General features: G+C 58.5%; 23 protein-coding genes and 2 pseudogenes. 2 read left to right on the plus strand and 23 right to left on the minus strand.

What is annotated here, in order from left to right; translation table 11 throughout:
• Positions 1–20 precede the first annotated feature (20 nt).
• From DNK59_RS11135 to DNK59_RS11240, 21 genes and pseudogenes are all read right to left on the minus strand, one after another.
• A complete protein-coding gene (locus DNK59_RS11135; RefSeq protein WP_110723222.1) occupies positions 21–458 on the minus strand; it encodes a tail fiber assembly protein in 438 nt (145 codons plus the stop codon).
• A complete protein-coding gene (locus DNK59_RS11140; RefSeq protein ID WP_110723223.1) occupies positions 442–1,533 on the minus strand; it encodes a hypothetical protein in 1,092 nt (363 codons plus the stop codon). The genes DNK59_RS11135 and DNK59_RS11140 overlap by 17 nt, the downstream gene beginning before the upstream one ends.
• On the minus strand, positions 1,534–2,142 hold the full coding sequence (locus tag DNK59_RS11145; protein WP_110723224.1) for a YmfQ family protein: 609 nt from the start codon (positions 2,140–2,142) through the stop codon (positions 1,534–1,536).
• Positions 2,130–3,170: a baseplate J/gp47 family protein gene (locus DNK59_RS11150; RefSeq protein WP_110723225.1), complete on the minus strand. Its 1,041-nt coding sequence runs from the start codon at positions 3,168–3,170 to the stop codon at positions 2,130–2,132. Before DNK59_RS11150 ends, DNK59_RS11145 begins: the two co-directional genes overlap by 13 nt.
• A complete protein-coding gene (locus tag DNK59_RS11155; protein ID WP_110723226.1) occupies positions 3,160–3,558 on the minus strand; it encodes a phage GP46 family protein in 399 nt (132 codons plus the stop codon). The genes DNK59_RS11150 and DNK59_RS11155 overlap by 11 nt, the downstream gene beginning before the upstream one ends.
• A gap of 2 nt (positions 3,559–3,560) precedes the next feature.
• Complete coding sequence (locus DNK59_RS11160; protein WP_110723227.1) at positions 3,561–4,067, minus strand: phage baseplate assembly protein V; 507 nt, start codon at positions 4,065–4,067, stop codon at positions 3,561–3,563.
• Complete coding sequence (locus DNK59_RS11165) at positions 4,064–5,179, minus strand: phage baseplate assembly protein (protein WP_110723228.1); 1,116 nt, start codon at positions 5,177–5,179, stop codon at positions 4,064–4,066. Before DNK59_RS11165 ends, DNK59_RS11160 begins: the two co-directional genes overlap by 4 nt.
• 3 nt (positions 5,180–5,182) lie before the next feature.
• Positions 5,183–6,433, minus strand: a complete 1,251-nt coding sequence (locus DNK59_RS11170) for a DNA circularization protein (protein WP_110723229.1) — start codon at positions 6,431–6,433, stop codon at positions 5,183–5,185.
• Positions 6,434–6,437: 4 nt separating this feature from the next.
• Entirely contained in the window at positions 6,438–8,492 is a 2,055-nt protein-coding gene (locus DNK59_RS11175; protein WP_110723230.1) for a phage tail tape measure protein, read from the minus strand.
• A gap of 130 nt (positions 8,493–8,622) precedes the next feature.
• Entirely contained in the window at positions 8,623–8,919 is a 297-nt protein-coding gene (locus tag DNK59_RS11185; protein WP_110723232.1) for a phage tail assembly protein, read from the minus strand.
• Complete coding sequence (locus tag DNK59_RS11190) at positions 8,916–9,263, minus strand: phage tail tube protein (RefSeq protein WP_110723233.1); 348 nt, start codon at positions 9,261–9,263, stop codon at positions 8,916–8,918. Before DNK59_RS11190 ends, DNK59_RS11185 begins: the two co-directional genes overlap by 4 nt.
• A gap of 57 nt (positions 9,264–9,320) precedes the next feature.
• Complete coding sequence (locus DNK59_RS11195) at positions 9,321–10,817, minus strand: phage tail sheath subtilisin-like domain-containing protein (protein ID WP_110723234.1); 1,497 nt, start codon at positions 10,815–10,817, stop codon at positions 9,321–9,323.
• Positions 10,817–11,017 carry a DUF2635 domain-containing protein gene (locus DNK59_RS11200; protein ID WP_110723235.1) on the minus strand — a complete coding sequence of 67 codons (201 nt, stop codon included), beginning with the start codon at positions 11,015–11,017 and terminating at the stop codon, positions 10,817–10,819. The genes DNK59_RS11195 and DNK59_RS11200 overlap by 1 nt, the downstream gene beginning before the upstream one ends.
• Positions 11,014–11,604, minus strand: a complete 591-nt coding sequence (locus DNK59_RS11205) for a hypothetical protein (protein WP_110723236.1) — start codon at positions 11,602–11,604, stop codon at positions 11,014–11,016. Before DNK59_RS11205 ends, DNK59_RS11200 begins: the two co-directional genes overlap by 4 nt.
• A 57-nt stretch (positions 11,605–11,661) precedes the next feature.
• Entirely contained in the window at positions 11,662–12,198 is a 537-nt protein-coding gene (locus DNK59_RS11210) for a hypothetical protein (RefSeq protein WP_110723237.1), read from the minus strand.
• Between the two features lie 75 nt (positions 12,199–12,273).
• A complete protein-coding gene (locus DNK59_RS11215; protein ID WP_110723238.1) occupies positions 12,274–12,831 on the minus strand; it encodes a hypothetical protein in 558 nt (185 codons plus the stop codon).
• Positions 12,832–12,925: 94 nt separating this feature from the next.
• Entirely contained in the window at positions 12,926–13,981 is a 1,056-nt protein-coding gene (locus DNK59_RS11220; protein WP_110723352.1) for a linear amide C-N hydrolase, read from the minus strand.
• Between the two features lie 44 nt (positions 13,982–14,025).
• Positions 14,026–14,970, minus strand: coding sequence for a hypothetical protein (locus tag DNK59_RS11225; protein WP_218281272.1), 945 nt, complete (start codon positions 14,968–14,970; stop codon positions 14,026–14,028).
• 119 nt (positions 14,971–15,089) lie between these two features.
• Positions 15,090–15,389, minus strand: a pseudogene (locus DNK59_RS11230) (transposase domain-containing protein); the annotation flags it as partial.
• Between the two features lie 22 nt (positions 15,390–15,411).
• Positions 15,412–15,627: pseudogene (locus DNK59_RS11235) on the minus strand (acyl-CoA thioesterase); the annotation flags it as partial.
• A gap of 21 nt (positions 15,628–15,648) precedes the next feature.
• Complete coding sequence (locus DNK59_RS11240) at positions 15,649–15,888, minus strand: hypothetical protein (protein ID WP_092313299.1); 240 nt, start codon at positions 15,886–15,888, stop codon at positions 15,649–15,651.
• Between the two features lie 307 nt (positions 15,889–16,195).
• Here DNK59_RS11240 and DNK59_RS11245 point away from each other — a divergent pair, with 307 nt between their 5' ends.
• Positions 16,196–16,957 carry an SDR family NAD(P)-dependent oxidoreductase gene (locus tag DNK59_RS11245; RefSeq protein ID WP_110723239.1) on the plus strand — a complete coding sequence of 254 codons (762 nt, stop codon included), beginning with the start codon at positions 16,196–16,198 and terminating at the stop codon, positions 16,955–16,957.
• Between the two features lie 77 nt (positions 16,958–17,034).
• On the opposite strand, the gene DNK59_RS31640 is transcribed toward DNK59_RS11245, so the two are convergent.
• Positions 17,035–17,433, minus strand: a complete 399-nt coding sequence (locus tag DNK59_RS31640) for a hypothetical protein (RefSeq protein WP_146249902.1) — start codon at positions 17,431–17,433, stop codon at positions 17,035–17,037.
• A gap of 594 nt (positions 17,434–18,027) precedes the next feature.
• Between DNK59_RS31640 and DNK59_RS11255 the strand changes: the two genes are divergently transcribed.
• A complete protein-coding gene (locus DNK59_RS11255; protein WP_016963335.1) occupies positions 18,028–18,297 on the plus strand; it encodes a hypothetical protein in 270 nt (89 codons plus the stop codon).
• 327 nt (positions 18,298–18,624) lie between these two features.
• Here DNK59_RS11255 and DNK59_RS31805 read toward each other — a convergent pair whose 3' ends face one another.
• Positions 18,625–19,029, minus strand: a complete 405-nt coding sequence (locus DNK59_RS31805; protein WP_158288751.1) for a hypothetical protein — start codon at positions 19,027–19,029, stop codon at positions 18,625–18,627.
• Positions 19,030–19,053: the final 24 nt, after the last annotated feature.

The raw sequence follows: 19,053 nt of genomic DNA on the forward strand, positions 1-19,053 counted from the left end.
GCCCCGTAAATGCGGGGCGTTTATTGGTCAGTGCCAGAGTCTGGCGATAGTGGCCAGCCGATAGCGGTGGGGAATCCTTTTTGCTGCTCAATCCGCATCAAGTCAATGCGGTAGCCCTTCCATTGCAGCAAGCTCGCAGCCTCCTCTTCGGTAGCACGCCCTACGTCTACAGCATCCTGCAGAGGTCCAATGCGCAGTGCGGCGATGCTCAGCTCTCGATCACGCTGTAAAAGCGCCGCTTGGCGAAACTGCTCCACCGTGGGCGGCGGTCGATCAACCAGAACCGGCCTGTCTCCACTGAAGTCGATTGCCTTACCAGCCGCTACGCCTGCATACAGGACGGCATGCTCAAGCGCACTAATAACTTGGGCGTCATCTGGCAGAGCTGAGCTCAAATTATCATCAATGAATGTCAGCTCTTTTTTACTGAAAAAAATCAATTTAGAACCCCCAAGCATTATAAAAAACCGTTGATGGTCCCGAACCGCTGGCGGTGAGAGAGGCGAACGAAAGAGAGGACTTTGTAGAGGCGGGAATATCGACGCCGATAGCCGTGTTAGTCAGCCTCGAAGGAGCGCTAACAGTGCCGGAAAGAATCCCATTGGGGAATTGAATCGGTAAAGGTATAGCAACAGACTGAGCGCCGACTGCGGTATAGGTAAAAATCCCCCACTGGTGGATCTTTCCGCCAGGCGTTCTGTCATACCCTGCCGCCTGAATAAGGGACTGCCCACTCGTAAACAACTGCGCGACTGCCTGCGCAACAAAATTGTAGGTGCAATCAACCGAGATAACCCAGTTTGAGGTGCCATCCGACGTGCAAACGACAGAGTCACCACTGCGCATCACCCCGGCAGGCACCATAAACTGCAGCATCCCTGACAAAGTGTCGCCCGCTACAGCCCTCAACGTGTTGGTACCCGCAACAGCACTGGCAGCGTGGATGGTGATAGACGCACCCGCTCGCACGGTGTTTGCTTTCGGTAGCGTCAGTGAGCCACCACCAGAGCCACCAAACACCACCAGCGAACCAATATCCGCCGCAGCCAATGCCACGTTTGCGTTGCTCAGATCCTCTGTCCGAATCCCGCTTAACCCCAGGCCTGCAGCTCGGTGCTTTTTCGGCGTGACAAATGTCGCATCGTCGGTGCCAGCAGCCATTTGCACCGATGTCGCACTCTTTGCAATGCCACGTACACTCTCGGACGCCTGCGGGACCGCTTTCGCAATAGCTTGAAAGACTCTAAGTGCACTCATTACTTTTACTGTATCAATACCTGCCTCTGCATCTTCCTGACTTGCAAAGACTAAAGGGTCAGTTTCGGCCAGCTTTTTGATAGCAGCCACCAACTGACTATGATCAGCCTCGGCAGGAACAATGCCAGCCGCACGAATAACGTTCAGCAGCTCATCAGTAACAGCGTTCCCCCAAACTGAAGGAATCAAAGAACCGACTTGCCCGGTCGCGGTGTTTTCGTCAACAAACTTGCCGTTGACCAGGCCCACGTTCGGTACGCTTTTCGGATAGTCCATCTACACACCCACCCCATAGTTGATTGATTCCAATGCATGCGCCGGAGCGCTGCGACGAATGACGCACTCCAGGGCGCCGCTCGGGTTGACCCCGAAGCGCTCACCCCAATAGCTGGCACCGAAGCGCCGACCCAGGCGGCGGCGCGGCCCCGTGTTGAGCGTCCACATAAACTGAGCGGACCAGGTACCGAAGTGGGCGGCGCCAAATCGGGAGCGACCAAACCGCGGGGCCCGACGCTCTGTGATGGTGGCCTCGGGGTAGCCGAGGCGCACCGCGATCTCGATGAAGTAGCCACAGGATTGCCCGCCGACTGCCGTCAGCCGTTGGCGCACTGCCAGACGGCGATCCTCAAATACGGGCTCAAGCCCAATGCAGGGATCCGGCAGCCCCATGACCCGCTCCCAATCCGGCACCAGCTCATTCACGCCGCCGGCATCCATCTCATTCAGCAAGGCGAAGGCCCGTGCTTCGATGCGCGCCAGCTCCTGCGACAAGCCCGTTAGAACTAACGCCAACTCAGGCACGCGCTCAGGTTCCCAGGCCGGGCCCGCGGGGAGCAACGCCCTCAACTGGGCTCGGTACTGCTGCGCCGTTCTTAAGCCAGCCATAGGCAGCCCCCATACGTCAGCAGCTCGTTAGGCTTGGCTGCTACGTCAGCAACGGGTGCCACCAGTTGGTGGTCCCACTCACCAGCGGATCCACTGATGGCCTCGGCGATATGAGTCAGCAAAAGGGACTCACCCAGTGCCGCCTCCCGCGCATGCAGGTCACGCAATTGCGCCTCGACGGCCGCCCGGACAGCAGAGGTATCCGGATTCAGCCGGATGCTGTACACCACCGATTTGCGCGTGGGGGCCAAGACATACACCTCAGCCGTTACCGGTCGCCGGGGCTCGATGTACTGCTTCACCTCGGCCAGCTGTTCGACCGTTGGCACCGGATCGGTATCGTCGTCACGCATTACGAACACCGCCACCGTACCCGGCCCCATATACAGCCGCCGGGTCCAGGCCCGGGTAATACCGGGGCATTCCAACGCCCAGGTTTCATAGTCATCCGCCGAGCCGCCATGAGGTACCACGCGATAGGACTGAATGACCCGGGCCCGCAATGACTCAACGCTTTCCTGGGCCACACCGCCCAACAGACCGGGAGCCAGGACAGTGAACGAGTCCGCCACTCCCTGGACCGGCTGAACGAGGTTTAGCACCAGGCCGGCGTCCGCGTTGCCCAGCGTTCCAGCGTCCACCGCTTCAAGCGTCGCGGTGTTGGTACCAGCAACCGTGGTCACTCCTGCAGTGACGCGGTAGGCCCGGCCATCCCTGGCCTGCAATACGGTGTCAGCGTCCAGCACAGCGCCTGCAGCTGCGGTAAAACTGGCAATACCTTGGGTCGGCTGGGCAGCTTTCCTTGGCTGATTGAGGCGAAGGGAGGCGATCCGCTCCAGCGTTTCGACTTCAGCCGTGTCCGGCAGAATCTGCTCGGCGATCCAGCCCAGGTAACCGTACAGGCCGAAGGCAGCACCGCTCAGCGCTCGGGCCAGCACCTGAGCATCGGAGCGCCGCAACGCATCGCCGGCCAGGTCGCTTTGTGTGCGATTGACAAGCACGGGAAGCGTAGGAGTTTCAAACGGCATAAATCACCTGCCATAGCTCTGTTGGGTGGATCTCCAGGCGTTCGCCGGTGGAGATGGTCAGGATTACACCGAGGTTCAGGCGGCTGTCCGTGGCCCGCTCGCTGCGGATCTCGATGCGAATCACATCGCCATCATCGAGCAGCCATTGCAGAGCCTCCCGGGCATAGAACTCGGCATCGAGCTGGGTTTCTCGGGTGAGCTTGACCCGGCGCAACAGCCACAGGCGGGAGCCGATCCGGTCATCGACCACCTCCGGGAAGCTGTCACCCCACCAGCCGAAGCGCTCTTCATCGTCAATCGGGTCATCGGTCGCGGCGCGGCGCCAGGTAAACAGGCTAATCACCACCGCCCGAATCAGCGAGGTTTCAAGGGTTCCCGATATGATCATCGTCAGCCCCCTGGAACAGGCACAGTTGTCTGGCCCGGGCCCGGCATGACGCCGCCGTGAACGTGATTAATCTGGCTGACCCCGCCGGCTATCTGGTCACCCTGTGAAACGATCTTCCCTGTCTGGGTGAGCAGGGGTGTATCGATGTTCACGGCGCTACTGGCAGTTATGTTCAGCGTCTCTGTGACAACCTCGATCACCCGTCCACGCTTGAGGTGCACCTTGTCGCCTTCGTCGCTGTAGATGGCGACCTCGCCGGGCTTCAACTCCTGCACCCGGTAGCGACGATCCGAGGCCACCAGCACCACCCCATGGGACCGATCCCCACCGAGGAACGCGGTCAACACTTCAGCCCCCGCCAGCGGGTTACTGGTGAGGCCATAGGGTTCGAAGTGTTCAACCTTGTCCTTCACTTCTCCAGCCGTCAGCCGCACCTGCAGGGTTTGCAGCTTCTTCGCCGCGTCAGCCAGTACCACCGTGCCGCGGGCAAGCATCTTCATCAGGCTCATTTTTTAGGCTCATAGTCAGCGGGAATCAGGTATTCGAAGTTGTCGCCCTTGCCGCCCTTCTTCAGCTTGCGGTTCTTGTGGGAGTCGTCCGGCTCGGGCTCGAAACCATCCGGCGGGCCGACCAGCATTTTCGTGGTCATGCCCTGGTCGCTCAGGCTGTAAGTGATCTCGGCGATCAGCATGTCGCGGTCGAAGCCAATGATCGGATCCACAACACGGACGATCATGTTGTGCTTCCACAACTGGCCGTTCGATTGCCGCCAGCCCTGCACCGTGTAGGTCGCGGAAAGCGCCTTGCCCATCCGCGTGCTGCGCTCCCAGTTCGCCCGGGCCTGGGCCAGCTCCTGGGTGACCTGCCCCGACTCCTGAATGATCTTCACGCGCCGCCGAGTCGTTCGTTCGTCCGTGACCTTGGCCGACACTTCCGCCGCAGCTTCGCCGAACTCTTCATCGGTACCGGTCTTTTGTCCCAGCACCTGGTACTCCGAATACACCCCAGAGAAGTCGAGCGGCGCATCGCCCGCCTTGATGTTCCGCCCCGCGGCCAGCGCATCGAAGGCCCGCCCCTCGCTACCCGGTTTGGCGAGCACCGCCATACCGCGGGCGTCATCGGTGGAGAACACCCGGAACAGCGTCAGCAGCCGGTCAATGGACTCAAATGCCGACTCGCCGGGCTCGATGGTGTGGTCGGACAGCTTTGAGCTTTCGGGGATCTCGCTGCGCACGGCGATCTTGTAGGGCGCGGCCAGCGCCTTGACGATCGACAGCACGCCCTGGCTGTTCCACTGCCCGGGCTTGTTCACCGCGGCGCAGTCCACCAGATCCGCCGGCAACGACCGCCCGGTGACCGACCGAGTAATCTGCTTGTCGTCATAGCTGATCGGCGTACCGAACACCCAGCCGGTCAGCACCAGGTCATCACCGATGCTCACCTGACACTTTGCGCCCTGCTTGATCGGCCCCTCGATCTTCTGATCCCCCCCCTCCCAGGTAATCCCCGGGTTGAAGCCCGGGGCCGGGCGCCCCAGCCCCGCCGATATTTCCACTGATTTCCAGCCGCTGTAATCCACACCGTCAACCGTGAGGCTAACGACGTTCTGTGTATCGAGCATGGGTTACTCCCGAGCGATCTTGAGCGGGACCGGCGGCACAAAGCCGGGGTGCTGAATGCGGTTGCGCTGCACAACCTCCCCCGCCCGCGTGGCGTCGCCGAAGCGCCGGTAAGCCAGCACCAGGGCCGGCAGCGCTTCGGCGGGGGTGATCTCCACCAGGCGCACGCCAGACTGGGCGACGGCGGTCAGGTGCTTCACCAGCGTCTGGCGAAGGTTGGTCAGGGCCTGATAGTGCTGCGGGTCGGCCTTGAGGGAGGCCTCATAAATCGCCTCGCTCAGGCTGTCCCGCAGTTCAATGACATCATCCGCCACAGGTACCTCGGGCCGTTCAACCGGCTGCACAGCCTGCTGATCAACCGATGGGGTGGAGTCGTTCGATACTGGCTGACTCGCCACCGGCATCTCACTGACGATCAGCGCCACCTGTACCAGCAGAGCGTCCTGCACCAGATCAGCCGTAGCCTGTGCGGCTGCGTTCGTGTCAGCCCCTGCGGCCTGGCTCACCGTGTTGATGCCCGTCACCGCTTCGCTGTGCTGCGTCGCCGAAGCAATGGAACCGCGATAACTGGATCCAGGGCTTGAGAAGTCCAGGCCGGTGAAGTCGCTGAAGTAGCTGGAGAACAGCGCCCCCAGCGCTCCGGGCGAATTGATCAGCGACTGCACAAAACCACTGAGGTTCGTGAACAGCCCTACCAGCGGCGCGAACTGCTGCTGAATCACGCTGTAGACGCTCGACAAGCTATTGCGCAAACCGATAATGCCCAGGCGGGCCTGATCAACTTTCGCCATAGCCGCCTTGTACCGGGCCAGCGCGGAGTCCAGCAGACCTTCCGACGACTTGACCACCTGCTGCTGGGTGTTGACTCGGGCCACCGGGAATTGCAGCGGCTTATCCGGATAAAACACCACGTCGAAGGCGACCAGGCCACCCTCGCGCCGGCTGTGGTTCATCTCACATTCGCCGGCCTTGACCTGCATTCGCCCGAGCCAGGGGTGCACCAGCTCGCCAGCGCCCCGGGTCTGGACTGCCTCAAGAAACTTGTCACGCCGCTCGAAACAGTCGTCACCGATGATCCACACTGTCAGGGCGTGAACCTGCGACTGCCGGCCCAACTGCTCAAAATACGGATCATCCCGCTGGGGGAATTCGTGCAACTGGCCTTTCATGCCCACCAGCACCGCGGCCCGGTCAACCAGAAAGCTGATGCCCCTGAATGACGCCGGCAGCAGTTCGTCGCGCCATGTCCTTTCCATTCTGCTACCTCTCTGCGCCGACAGTGCGCCGCCCAACGTTCGGCTTGATGTTCAGGCCGCGCTGGTTGCTCTTCGACTCTTCGACCGTGGATCCGGGCGGCGCGCCGTTGAGGTTGATATCGATCTGGCCCTTCAGGCTTTGGGCGTTGGCTGCGGCAGTCTGCTGCAGCAGGCTACCCGGCGGCGGAACCTGGCCCGGCGCCCGCAACAGATCGCCGGCACTGGCTCCGCCCTGGGTCTTGTTCAAGAACGATTGCCGCTCTTGCATGACCTTTGCAGCGTCCGAGCGCAGGAAGTCACCGGTACCGCCCCCCTCCCCCGCATTGCGCTTGCGCTGTTCTTCAGCGAAGGCGTTGGCCTTGTCCGTCGCGGACTTGATGATTCCGTCGCCACCCTCCCCCGCGCCCATGAAGTTCAGGATCGGCTCAATGATGGGTTTGATTTTTTCCCACACCCCCTTGAACCAAGCGGTGATTGGCTCCCAGTTCTTGATGATGATCCCCAACGGGGACCAGTCGAACATGTGCTTTATGAGATCCCAGGCCGGGCCAGAGATCGCAACCAACACACCCCAGATGGCCTTGAAGAACTCAGTCAGCGGCCCCCAGTTTTCGATCACCAAGCCCAGCGGAGTGAAGGCGAAGGCTTGTTTAAACCAGCCCCACAACACCATCGCCGGCCCCTTGATCTTCTCCCACAGTGCCTGGAAGTAAGGCCCGACGGTTGACCAGTTGGCGATCAACAACCCCGCCGCCAACGCGATACCCCGCACGATCAGCCCCACGGGAGAAATGGACGTCACGGCGCCGAACACCTTCATGGCCACCGTACTGGCCAACACCGCCAAGCGAAGGACGCCAAAGGCAATACCGGCCCCGAGAACGCCCTTGATCACCTCGGGGTGCTCCGCCGCCAGGGCGGACACTTGAGAAATCAGCGGGCCGATGGTGGTCAGGACATCATTGAGCGGCGGCAACAGTACGCTGCCGATCTCAATACCCAAACGGGTCACCTTGTTTTGCATGAGCAGCAGGGCGTTGGCGGTCGTCTTGGATCGCGTCTCATACTCAAGCTGCATCGAGCCAGCGAACTTGCCCTCTTTCCCTACCGCAGCAAAGCTGGTTTTCAGCAAATCCAGATTGGTCAGCATGGGCGCAATCGCCGACACCGACTCTGTGCCGAAAAGCTGCGTGAGCAAGCCAGCCTGCTTTGCTGGATCAACCTTCGCGATGCGATCAAGAACGTCCTGAATCGTGCCCTGGGCGTCTTTCTGCATGCCCTTGGCTACTTGCTTCACATCGAGGCGCAACGACTTGAACGCCTGGGATTGCTGCTTGGTTGCCGCGCCGCCCTTGGTCAGGGCGAGCATGAAGTTCTTCATCCCTGTTGCGGCAACTTCACTCGGCACACCCACCCCCGCCAGGGTGGCACCCATGGCAGCGATCTGACCCGAGGAAAGCCCCGCGATGCCACCCAGCGCGCCAATGCGGGTCACGATTTCCGCGACCTGCTGCGCCGATGAAGGCCCTGTGTTGCTCAGGTAGTTGATCTTGTCGGCCAGGGCTACCACTTCCGGCTGAGTCATTTTGAAAGAGGTTCGCCACTTGGCCATCATGTCGCCGGACTGGTCGGCGGTCTGGTCAAAGGCTACCCCCATCTTTACCGCGTCTTCAGCAAACTGCTTCAGCTCTTCCCGAGCAAAGCCGGCCTGCCCGCCTGCAGCAACAATCGCGGCAATGCCGCTCGCCGCCATCGGCATCCGCTCAGACATCCCGAGCACATCCTGGCCCATCTGCTTGAACTGTTCCGGGGTGTCGAAATCCACCACCTTGCGCACGTCCGCCATGGACGACTCAAAGTCGATGGCCGCCTTCGCCCCAGCAACAAAGGGCGCGGCGAATGCCCCGCCCTGCAGCAGATCCCGAAAGCCAATCTTGCCCAGGCCGGAGCTTTCCATCTGTTTGCGAAAGCCCGCGACGTTCTTGCGGATCCCAGTGAGCGTTGGCGACAGCTTGTCAACGCCCGTAATCAACGCCTTGAGCTGGAACTTATCCGCCATCACTGCACCTGCTGGGATTGGTTTATCCGCTGGGCGTGGCTCAGCGATTCAAGAATGAGGTCCAGGGGCCTGGCCATCATCTGTTCGGGATCGATCTTCCAGAACCAGGCCAGGTCGTAGGCCAGTGCGATCAGGTCGGCGACGGCGTGGACGCCGCAGTCATGAAAAAACCGGCCACCGCCCAACTCAAAGCGTTCAGATCGACCAGGTCCAACTGATTGACCGACGAAGGCGGGATACCTGCACACACCGCGATATATTTGGCGGCGACATCCATGTCGAGGCCGACCTCTTCGCTTTTGTCGATCTTGTAGGGCAGCGCCTTGATGGCCCGCACCTCCTGCACCGTCGGGCGGCGCAGGGTCAGCTCGACCAGCGTTTCACCGTGGGCCTCAATCGGCGCCTGCAGCTTGATTGCTTGACTCATTGCCAGGTCCCCTTGATGCCGTTGAACTCGAATTCGGCGGTGCCGTCGTCACCCTTGTAGGAGGGCTCACCGACCAGATAGGCCCCCGCCAATACGTACACCTTGCCGTTCTTGAACTCGCAGGTGACCGTCATGTCACGCCCGTTGGCGATCTTCTTGAAGTCCAAATCCGGGGCCAAGATGGCCGTCATCTTCAGGTACGCCGGCAGGTCTTCTTCCTTATAGAAACCCGGTGCGACCGTTTCTCGCTTCACCGCCATCAAAGGTGCCTCAGCCCCACCGGTGACCGTGAACTGAGCCCCGTCAACTTTGACGTAGGTGGTACCCGCAACTAATTGACCCATGGTCTTCTCCCGAATGAAAAAGCCCGCTCATGGCGGGCTGTAGGTGCAATGGCTCCGTTACGCCGCCGCGTCGTACTGCAGACGGAACTGATTGAGCAGCGCGAAGATGCGCAGGCCGTTGATGTAGTCCGGCGGGAACAGGACGTTTACGCGGCTCGGGTCACGCGAATCACGCTCGACCACCAGGTGCTCGGCAAACAGCTCGGCGTTCTCCACGTGCCCTTCCAGCTCCAGCTTGGCGTACTGGGCAATCAACTCACCGCGGATAGTGCTCGGCGTGACAATCGGCTGGCCGGCGCCGAACCGGGTACCGTCGTTCGCCAGCTTGTGGCGCCCATATTTACTGGTGATCACGCTTTGCATCCGGCGGATGATGAATGCCGACTGATGCATGGTTTCGCTGTCCAGGTAGGAGTTATCCGCCTGGCCGTAGGCGTTCTTCTGGTAGGTGGTGATCGAGCGCTGAATGCGCACATAGCCCCCCTCGTAGTACGCCGTGGCGATCCCATAGCTCAGCAGCGACTGACGCTCAGTGAGGGTGAAACGCTCACTGGCCGGGGCCGGATCCAGGCCCGGCAGCGAACCGCTTTGAGTGGGGCGACTGGCATCGGCAGAAATGAAGACTGACGTTCGTGCCGCCAGAGCCGCGGCCTGGACCCACACCGGCTGCGGCACACCGTTTTCCAGGGCCTGGATGGTGATGTGCTGATCGTTGCGCGCCTGACCAGCGGCCACCAGGGTACCGACAGTGCCACGCTTCGCGCTGTACACATGACCGAACAACTGCTTGGCCCAGCTCCAACGCCCCACATTGTCATCCATGACCGCCTGCCACTGATTCAGCGTTGTGGTATCGGACCAGGGCACACAGATAAATTCGAAGGGCTCATCACCCAACGCGGCAATGGCGTCTACCTGATCTGGAACACCCGCACCGCCCAGCATCTGGGTCAGCTCAACGGTCAACCCCGCCGGGGTAAACTCGCCATTGGTCTTGCCCAGGCGGTTCAGGACGATGCTGATGTCGTTGCCGCTCTCGCCCGACCATTTACAGGTCAGCGTCACGACACCGGCAGTAGCAGCCGCAGTCACTGGCAGATCTGCAGCTGCGTTGATTTTTACCGCAAGTGCCGAGGCAGCCACCGCGGCAGTTGCTGCCGCTGTGACGGTGGCCTGAACACGAACACCGCCGACATACAGGCTCAACAGACCAGCCTCGGTGGCAGTGCCGGACAGAGTGACCTTGGCTGCCGCCTTGACCCCCTCAGTGCTCAGCAGCGGCAAACACCAGATCTCGCCGACGGGATCGGCCTTGCGCCAAGTGTCGTACATCGCAGCAAGCATCGACCCTTGGCCGCCGATGCTTTTCGCCAATGCCACGCTGGGCACCAGCACCAGCTTGCCAGCACCTTCGCTGGGTGCGTTGTCGTTCACCTGGGCGACGATCAAGCGGCGCATGGCCGAGGCCGCGGTATTTGCTGCGGAGTTGTCCATTTCCGCATAGAACAGCGGAACGCGGATATCCGCGGGGATGTTACTGAATCCAATAGCCATTACTTCGGCCCCTCTTTAGTCGCCGCGGCGACGGCCTTGGCGGGTTTGGTTGGCTTGAGCGTCACGTCGTCATCCAACAAACGGCGGCGCCACCAGGCGTTATCCGGAACTTCCCGCCCCTCAGCCGACAACAGATCGCCGGCTTCTGGGTCAGGCACTGCACGGCCCGGGGCCGGTACCACTGTGATGCGCTGGGTCATGGTGTTGCGTCTCCTGAAAATTTGACTTCAATGCGCCCATCCGGGCCGGGCTGGCGCAGGTTGGGATCCGCCGGATCGATGCAGTCCATGTTGAACGTCGCCCCCTCAAACGGCACTAGGCCATCCGCCGCCAGCTCGGCCCAAGTTTCGGCAGGCCCCTGGGGAAGATTGCGGCCAAGCTGGAAGGCCGCGACGAAGGTCATCTGATACACAACCCGAGCGCGGCTGATGTGGAGCAAGGCGCCCTTGCCATACTCCAGGGGCGTGTACTCGGGCGCCGGTTTCCAGCCAATCAGCGAACGCCACAACTCGGCCCTGATGTCGTGCAACAGGTCGTTGGCTTCCTGCCCTCGTTCGTCCGTGGCCTCAAGAACAACGACAACGGCGAACTGGTCCGTGATTCGCTGAACCACCGTGTTCTGCGCCTGGTTATCGTCTGCCGCATCGGCGGATGCGATCACGTAGGCGGCAGGCAAATCCAACTTCGCGCTTTCCGCCACAGCATCCCAATCAATGCCGCCCGTGACCCGATGGGCAAAGGTCGGACAGGTCGCCCGCAACTGAGCAACAACAGGGTTTAATTTCATGTGGGATATTCCAGGCATAAAAAAGCCCCGCTTGTGCGAGGCTCTTTTGAAAAACTGTTATCGCCGTCCTGAAAAATCTGAAACCTCTCCAAGAGCATTCTCAGGATTGCTTACAAATTGAACTTCAACAGTCTGCAATGTTTTTTGAGTCTGTAAGAATTCCTTTTCTTCCTGTTGCTGGTCACTCTCTTGGTGCTGTTTGGAATTAGCTTTGTATGAAATCAGTGCCCCAAAAAGCTTCATGACGTCCAGTCCGGTTCCACCTCCTTCAAACTCAGCAGGCAGCGCATTAACACTTGGCGACTCCCGTTCTCGCTGTAAGCGCTCCTGAGCCTCCAACTGCCGAACGCCCTCGCGGTAAGCCTCGTAATCAAGCGCATAAGGTGCCGCCATCATACAAACCAGCGTAGCTGCCACACCCGCAACCCCGCCCGCCAACAGATTTGCCCAAAAGATCGGAATGCGGCCACGGAAACGAATGATCAGCATTGTGACCATAACCCCAACCCAGACAAACAGCTGAAATGGGATAGAAGTTATTGCAAGTGATTCCCAAACCTCCCAATTGAGCAACATCCACAACGTCTGTAACACCGATAACTCTCCAGAATCTAAAAGCCGAAGAAACCCAGAGTCCGCTGGATTTACTTTTCAACCGAGCCGCAAACTTCAGTAGACGTTCATCTCAAAGGGCACGTACTGGGTTTTGATCTTGTTGAAATAGAAGACCATTTCAAATGGCTTTTGCTTTGACAAAGTCCACGCTTGGGAGGAGCTTTTCAGAGCAGCTTCAGACGACTCCAGTTCAGGCTGCAAAGTGCGCATAACGGCGTAGGTCGAGCACATCATGAGACGAAGTTCGGGATCGTCCTTTGCTCCCTTGCTACCCAGGAACTTGGCATTACCTACCTTTCCAGCACTGTTGATTTCAACAAACATCTCCAGTTGTGCCCCCTTCAAGCTCAAGGTTTGGTAAATCACCTCATCATTCTTCATGGCTTGGGCCTTACCAAACGCAACGCCTGAACACTGCGGAACCTCCTTGAATCTCTTTTTCATTCCAGACTCAAGTTCCTTCGAAGTCAGTGGCAAGCCGCCGGCAGGCTTAGCCTCGTCTTTTTTCGAATCCCAGTCCTCCGGGATCAAATACTCGACTTCATCCTTTGCCGCGAGTGCAGGCACCACTTGCGCAGCCAGAAGAGCGCACACAGCTAAACGACCGATCATTCCTTTTGACCTCCTTCCAATGGACCGCGGATCGTAGCGCATCTTCAGAGCAGGCATCACTCGCTTTCGAAATACTACGAGTCTTGGCTGAGGTTCATTCAACGGCCATAAAGTCGAACGGCTTTTCCGTAACGAATTGGCCTGATGCCTCCCCGGTAAGAATACGGTCCATGTCCACACCGAGGTCGAGTTTGCGGACAGGTGCACCTTCAGAGAAATCGAGCTTCTTCAGATCCACCCAGAAAATGTTGGGTGAAGTTGCCGACTCACCATAGAAAAGCATGCCTTTCTGGTCAGCCACCACACGCCAGCGGGTCGTGGAAAGGTTCGGTGATTCAGGAAGGCTTACGCCGTAGGGTACCGAAGCGTTGCGAATAACGCTGAACACTGCGGCGGCGGAGATCCGGGGATCGTCGCTTTGGGTCACTGCATTAATGTAAAAACCGGCGCGTAGGTAACGGTCTTCGGAGCGGCCACTACCGGGAAGGAAACTGAGAGGGTCTACCGCGCTCCAATATTTCTGGTTAGCGAGTTGACTGTCGTAGGGTGGGTCGTTCGTCACTACTTGATACTTGCGATCATGATGAATGCTCAGCTTCCCGCCGATCCACTCCAGTACAGCACTGTCGCCAGAAGCATCGGAGAGCGTCAAATGCAGCGGCGCTAGGCTGCCGGGTCGACCGGGTACTTCACCACTTACGACCTGCACGGGATGGCTGCGCGTATATTCGACCGCCTCTGACACCGTCGCGAATTGATCAAGATAGAACTGTGCCCAGATCGAGAGCGACATGCGAGGCGTCTTCCCGTCGTCCTTGGGAAACTCTGTGGCGTTGAGCCAAAGCAGGCTGGCATTGAGGCCGGCTTCATTCATGCCGTCTACCGTCGAAATGTCATAGCCAGACACGGCCAGGCTGCCGAATTTCGATGTCCATTCAAGTGAGCGCGAACCGGCGGCTCCATTGCGCTTCATCCCGCGAGGGAAGACCCAGAAGTTGCTAACCATGGCGTCCTTGAAGTCCATATTGCGGCCGGTGATATTCCTGCCGTCAGGGCCATGATAAACAGCCCTTGTACAGGCCTGGACTTCGGCGCCCAGCAGAGCGACGGCTGCAGTTAAGGTGGCGAGCGTGAGTACGAATTTAGACATAGTGAGTACCAATCCTTGGAACGGCTGTGCGAAGCCTTTGCTGATCAAAACCGATAGGTCATTCCGAGTGCCGGGCCGCTGAGGCGCGTGTCGTAGACATGGCCGTTGTAATCGTAATCGACGTCGAGCAACTTATAGCCTACGGAGGTGGAAAGGTTGTCTCTGAAAGCATAATTGACGGTAACCAGGGTCGACCATGTGAAGTCGGAGCCTGCACCAAACCCACCGATATCGGCCTGCCCCTGAACGGAGAGCTTTTGCGTGATGGGAAGGAACGCACGCAGGCCGACCAGCGGGTCGACCCAGCCAAAGCTTTCGTGATAGCTGACAGACTTGCTTAGGCCGCCAAGGCTCCCGGTAACCTTCACCCTGTTGGAGATGTGCCAAACGCGGGCACCGGCCAGGGCATCGAGGCTGAACCCAGGTGCATCGATGACCCGGTAGCCGCCCATGAGTGTTGCGGTGAATTGTTTCGTGTCGACCTTCGCATCGATGTTGCCTCCCGGCGGTATTACACCAAGGCCGGGAATCGAGAATGCAGGCAGCGGGCCGACATCATGGATATCTGTCGTATCGACATACATGATGTCGCCCGAGAGAACGAAGCGCTCGTAGCGTCCCCAAATATTTATGAAGCCACCAAAGTTCAGATCATCCACCACGTCAGAGAACGGCTTCTCGACGCTAATTGTTGGGCCTCGCTGGAATGGCGAAACGCGACCATCCAGGCGGGCAGCCCAAATATAAGGCGTGACCTGCAATGCCGAATTTTGCTGTTCCAACGGGGCATGCTCTGGCGCCACGTCGAGGGAGGCACCCTCACCATGCGCGGCATGTGCGCTACCGATGGACAAGGCAATGACGACGGCATACCCCGACGATAGAGCCCTGCCGACGCAGGTGAAAATCGCCTTACCTTCAGCCCTGTGACGGGGGCTGTGCCGACGATGGAGCAGACTGCGTAATGGGTTGCCGTATCGAAATGGCATGATGCCTCCTTTTTGCATCTGCGTTAGCTAAACGCCTAATGCTCCTTGGTAAATCAGCGATGTCGAACACTATAGTTTCGAGAAAGCGGTCATACGTCGTGGCATCACGCCTTGCGTGATTAAATCGCTTGCCACTTATACGGCAACAACCAATCGAACTCACTCGGCCGATGTGTCGGCAGGCGCGCGAGGACGTCCTTCAAACAAGCATATGGATCATGCCCATTCATGCGCGCCGACTGGACCGGGCTCATGATCGCCGTCGCCCGCCTGCCTCTGCGCAAAGCCCCGGCAGACAACCAGTTCGAACTTCAGAGTGCCCATGGTCGTATCTGGCTCTCGACCTGATTGTTGTCGATGGAACTGTAATCAAGGGCTTTGGCCATGGCTGAGCCGTTGGACAGCAGATCGCGCTGGGCCCTGTCCAGGCAACTACAGCTCTCAAGACAGGAGTAGCGCCCTCAGTTGCCCGGGAACCTCAATCACTTCTCTGGTAACCGGCGAGACGCAAACGTGCGTAAGGCTAGAAGTAAATGCCATGACATCTGGCGCTACATAACCCTCGACTTGAAATGTGAACGAGTGAAGCCCAACACTGGAAACACTTACTTTCATCGAAAGTTCTTCATCCCAAGTGACCGGACGAAGAAACTCCAACGGACGGTAAGCGAAGCCGCGTTAGCGTAATTCAGCCGGCGCCTTCATGAGTTCTGTCAGTGGCCGAACAGGATTGGCCTGCGCGCGTTCAAAAATGGGTGGGGTTTCACCTCTCATTCGATAGATGCACGCCTTGATCAGTCGCGCCTGTCTGTCGTCCTTCGGTAGCTCAATAAAATGCCCGAATGTGCAGTTTTTTTCGTTAACGACATAGGCGGGGTCCTCCGCCCAGAGCGAGAGAACCATCACTAGCAGAAACATTGATTGCAGTCCTTGGCGACACTTTGGGCCGGCTTTTTAACAGTCGTCGCCTTCAGCGGCAAGCCTGCCCCACCTTTGCGCATTTAGGGCTCCGACAACCTGCCCAACGGACAGGATGCTGGACTCGGAATCGGTAGCCCTTATCATACGACGCTCTACTCAGCCCTCAGGGAAGTAGACGCTGATGAACAAGGCGCATTACTGGTTACGCCCAATTGCCTCGATGCCCATCGTCACCACCTGACGCCGAACTTGCCCGTTTGACACTAGGGTGACGGTTTTCCAGCAACCCATCAGAGAAGTCCATATGAACTCCAATCCGACAATCGATAACGGATTACGCGTCGCGTTGGTTACAGGATCCACTTCCGGTATCGGTGCAGCCATTGCGCGTGCACTAAGCCAGGCAGGTTATGCAGTAGTGCTCCATTCGCGAAGTTCTGCGGATACGGGACGCGCCATGGCTGCTGAAATGAAGCAAGCTGTTTACGTACAAGCCGATCTTGCTGTCGAAGCGGACAGGGTCAGGCTTGTCAACGAGGCGATCGCCGCGTGGGGGCAACTCGACGTATTGATCAATAACGCTGGCATTAGCAGAGTCATTCCCCACGGCGACCTTGCCTCGGCCAACTCGATGGTGTGGCACGAACTTAACGAGGTGAACGTCGTGGCACCGTTCCACCTCGTCACATTGACCGAGTCGGCATTGCGCGACGCCGCCCGTCACCGGCGAGCCGGTTGTGTCGTCAACATCAGTTCGCATGCCGGTATCCGTCCTAAAGGCGCATCGATTCCCTATGCGGTGAGCAAAGCCGCGCTTAATCACATGACCCGCTTGCTCGCGTTATCGCTGGGGCCGGACATTCGCGTAAACGCTGTGGCGCCAGGCCTGGTCGACACGCCCATGACCGCAGAGTGGGCCGATGCCCAAGAGGTGTGGCGAACTCGCGCCCCTATGCGCAGGGCTGCCAGCCCAGGCGACATCGCCCATGCTGTGGTGATGCTGGTCGAGTCGGACTACTTGACCGGCGAGATACTCCTTTCGGACGGCGGGTTGAATCTGACCTAGGCTCCTCGTACAGAGCCCAGGTTTAGCGTCGCCACTCGACGCTTGATTCAGGCAATTGAAAATTCATTTTTTTCAGATCAGCCCTCAAACTCATAAACCTCAATATCACGACCAATAATATACAGATCTCCATCCTGTCGTATTTCATCAACCGATGCTGGATCAGCATCCAAAGCGTAATTCCCATCAATATCGACACACCAATAATCACCAAACTTCAACAACCGAACCCCTGAACAAATTGAATTAAATTGATAGCCTCTAACTTTCGCACTCAACTCCTCAACACCATTGACAACTACTTTAACCTTCTTCCACACATTGCCATCAGCCCGATGATCTCTTGCATGAAATAAAACCTGCGCTGCAAGTTTCTCTCCTGGCACGTAATTAAATTCAAATGACAATAGCAACCCGTCTTCAAAACGATGAAAAGCTTGCAATATCTCACTTATTCTTTCTGCAGACTCTGACATTCTCATTTACCTGTAGGTATCGAAGGTTGTATGCCGCCCGGTATCTTCGCCCACCCTTTGGGAACCTTACATGGTTCAAGGCGGACGTCTCGTTTCTGCCTTCGTTTCTCCCTGCCATGGTTGCGTCCGCTTACCAGGCAGCGGGGAAGCAATCAGGAATGGCCCCATGGAAAGCTCTGGCTGTCACGCCCTTGCTGTCAGTCAGCATTAAAGTCTCGGCCTATGAAATACATGAGCCTGAGGAAAGGACTCCAGTGGCTACACGCTCGCTCCTAGCTTCCTCGTCGTAGCAACCAAGGGGCTCACCTCACTTGCTTCGCAGAGCCTAAAGTCCGCCTCGGCATCAATCTTTGGACTTGGCTAGTCCCCTCCCCCTTCCCCTTCCCTGCCTTGATCCTCCTTGTTCCTGATCTACACTCCCCCGGGCCGGCAGTAGGCTCGTATCGGTGTTTTCCCAAGCACCCGGGTTCACAGTAAATAGGAGTAGGGATGCTAGGAAAACCATTCAGGAAATGGATTCCGGAAACCATTCAATAGACGGGGCGAAATCCGAAAAGCCAGACGAGTAGGAATTTAAATATGGAGATTTAATTCATGACTGCTCAAGAACATCTTGTTGGTGGATGGACCGCTTACCACAAACTGACCCCAAAGGATCAGGAAGTCTTCAAAGAGGCCTTGGCCGGGTTCGTAGGTGTTAACTACACACCCGAACTGGTTTCGACCCAGGTAGTCAATGGCACCAACTATCGCTACCAGACCAAAGCAACGCTACCGGGCTCGTCCAGCAGCTGGCAAGCGATCGTTGAAATCTACGCGCCCATTAACGGCAAGCCGCACATCACGCAGATTCACCGCATCTAAGTAAGCTACAAGCCCTTCGGGTCCGCAGCAGTTGCGAGACCCGAAGACTGTCCACAGCGCCCTCTTCCAAACCTTGTTCTCGCGGCCTTCGCCACTGCGCTTCCCGCCCCCCTCCAGTCATCGACGCTCCGCCACGCCAGGCCCGCAGACCTCCACGGGTAACGCGGTCAATGCCCAGTACCTGAAACCCGCCACGGTATTCGGTCTCTGTGGCACCGGCTGGGGTTAGGAGGTGATCGAAGAACGTTTCGACAAAAGAGGAATGCTCCTGGTCCAACCAGCAAAGTCCTGTAGCTAGCGGCGACTGCTATCCGTTACGCCGGCTCATCAGGAACCTTTTCCCGGAACAGGGATCAGTGCTGCACACGCCCCCATCCACCCTTCAGCGGGCACCGGCATGATCTTGAGAAAATCGATTCTATACACGGCCTTGGTAATGGCAGGCTTCCTCGCCGGGTACAGCGCGAAACCCAGCAATGGGCTCCAGGTCACCGCGGGGCAACTCATCAGCTGCGGCAAGAGCACCATGCCGACCATCGAGATGTGATGGCGCTGCAACCAGGCTCGCTCTTGCATCGCTGCCGGTTTCAGAAAGCCCGCAACGATCCTGGACGTGAAGGGGATTGAGCAAGGCAAAGATGAGGCCTGTTGCGGCGCTGAATATTCCCGGCGGGCGCAGCCCGCAGAAAAAAGAAAACCGGCGAATGGTCGCCGGTTCTCGTGATTGGCCATCCAGCCATGCAGAGGCCTTAAGCG

The sequence above is a fragment of the Pseudomonas sp. TKO26 genome, assembly GCF_003225665.1.
Lineage (GTDB): Bacteria > Pseudomonadota > Gammaproteobacteria > Pseudomonadales > Pseudomonadaceae > Aquipseudomonas > Aquipseudomonas saponiphila.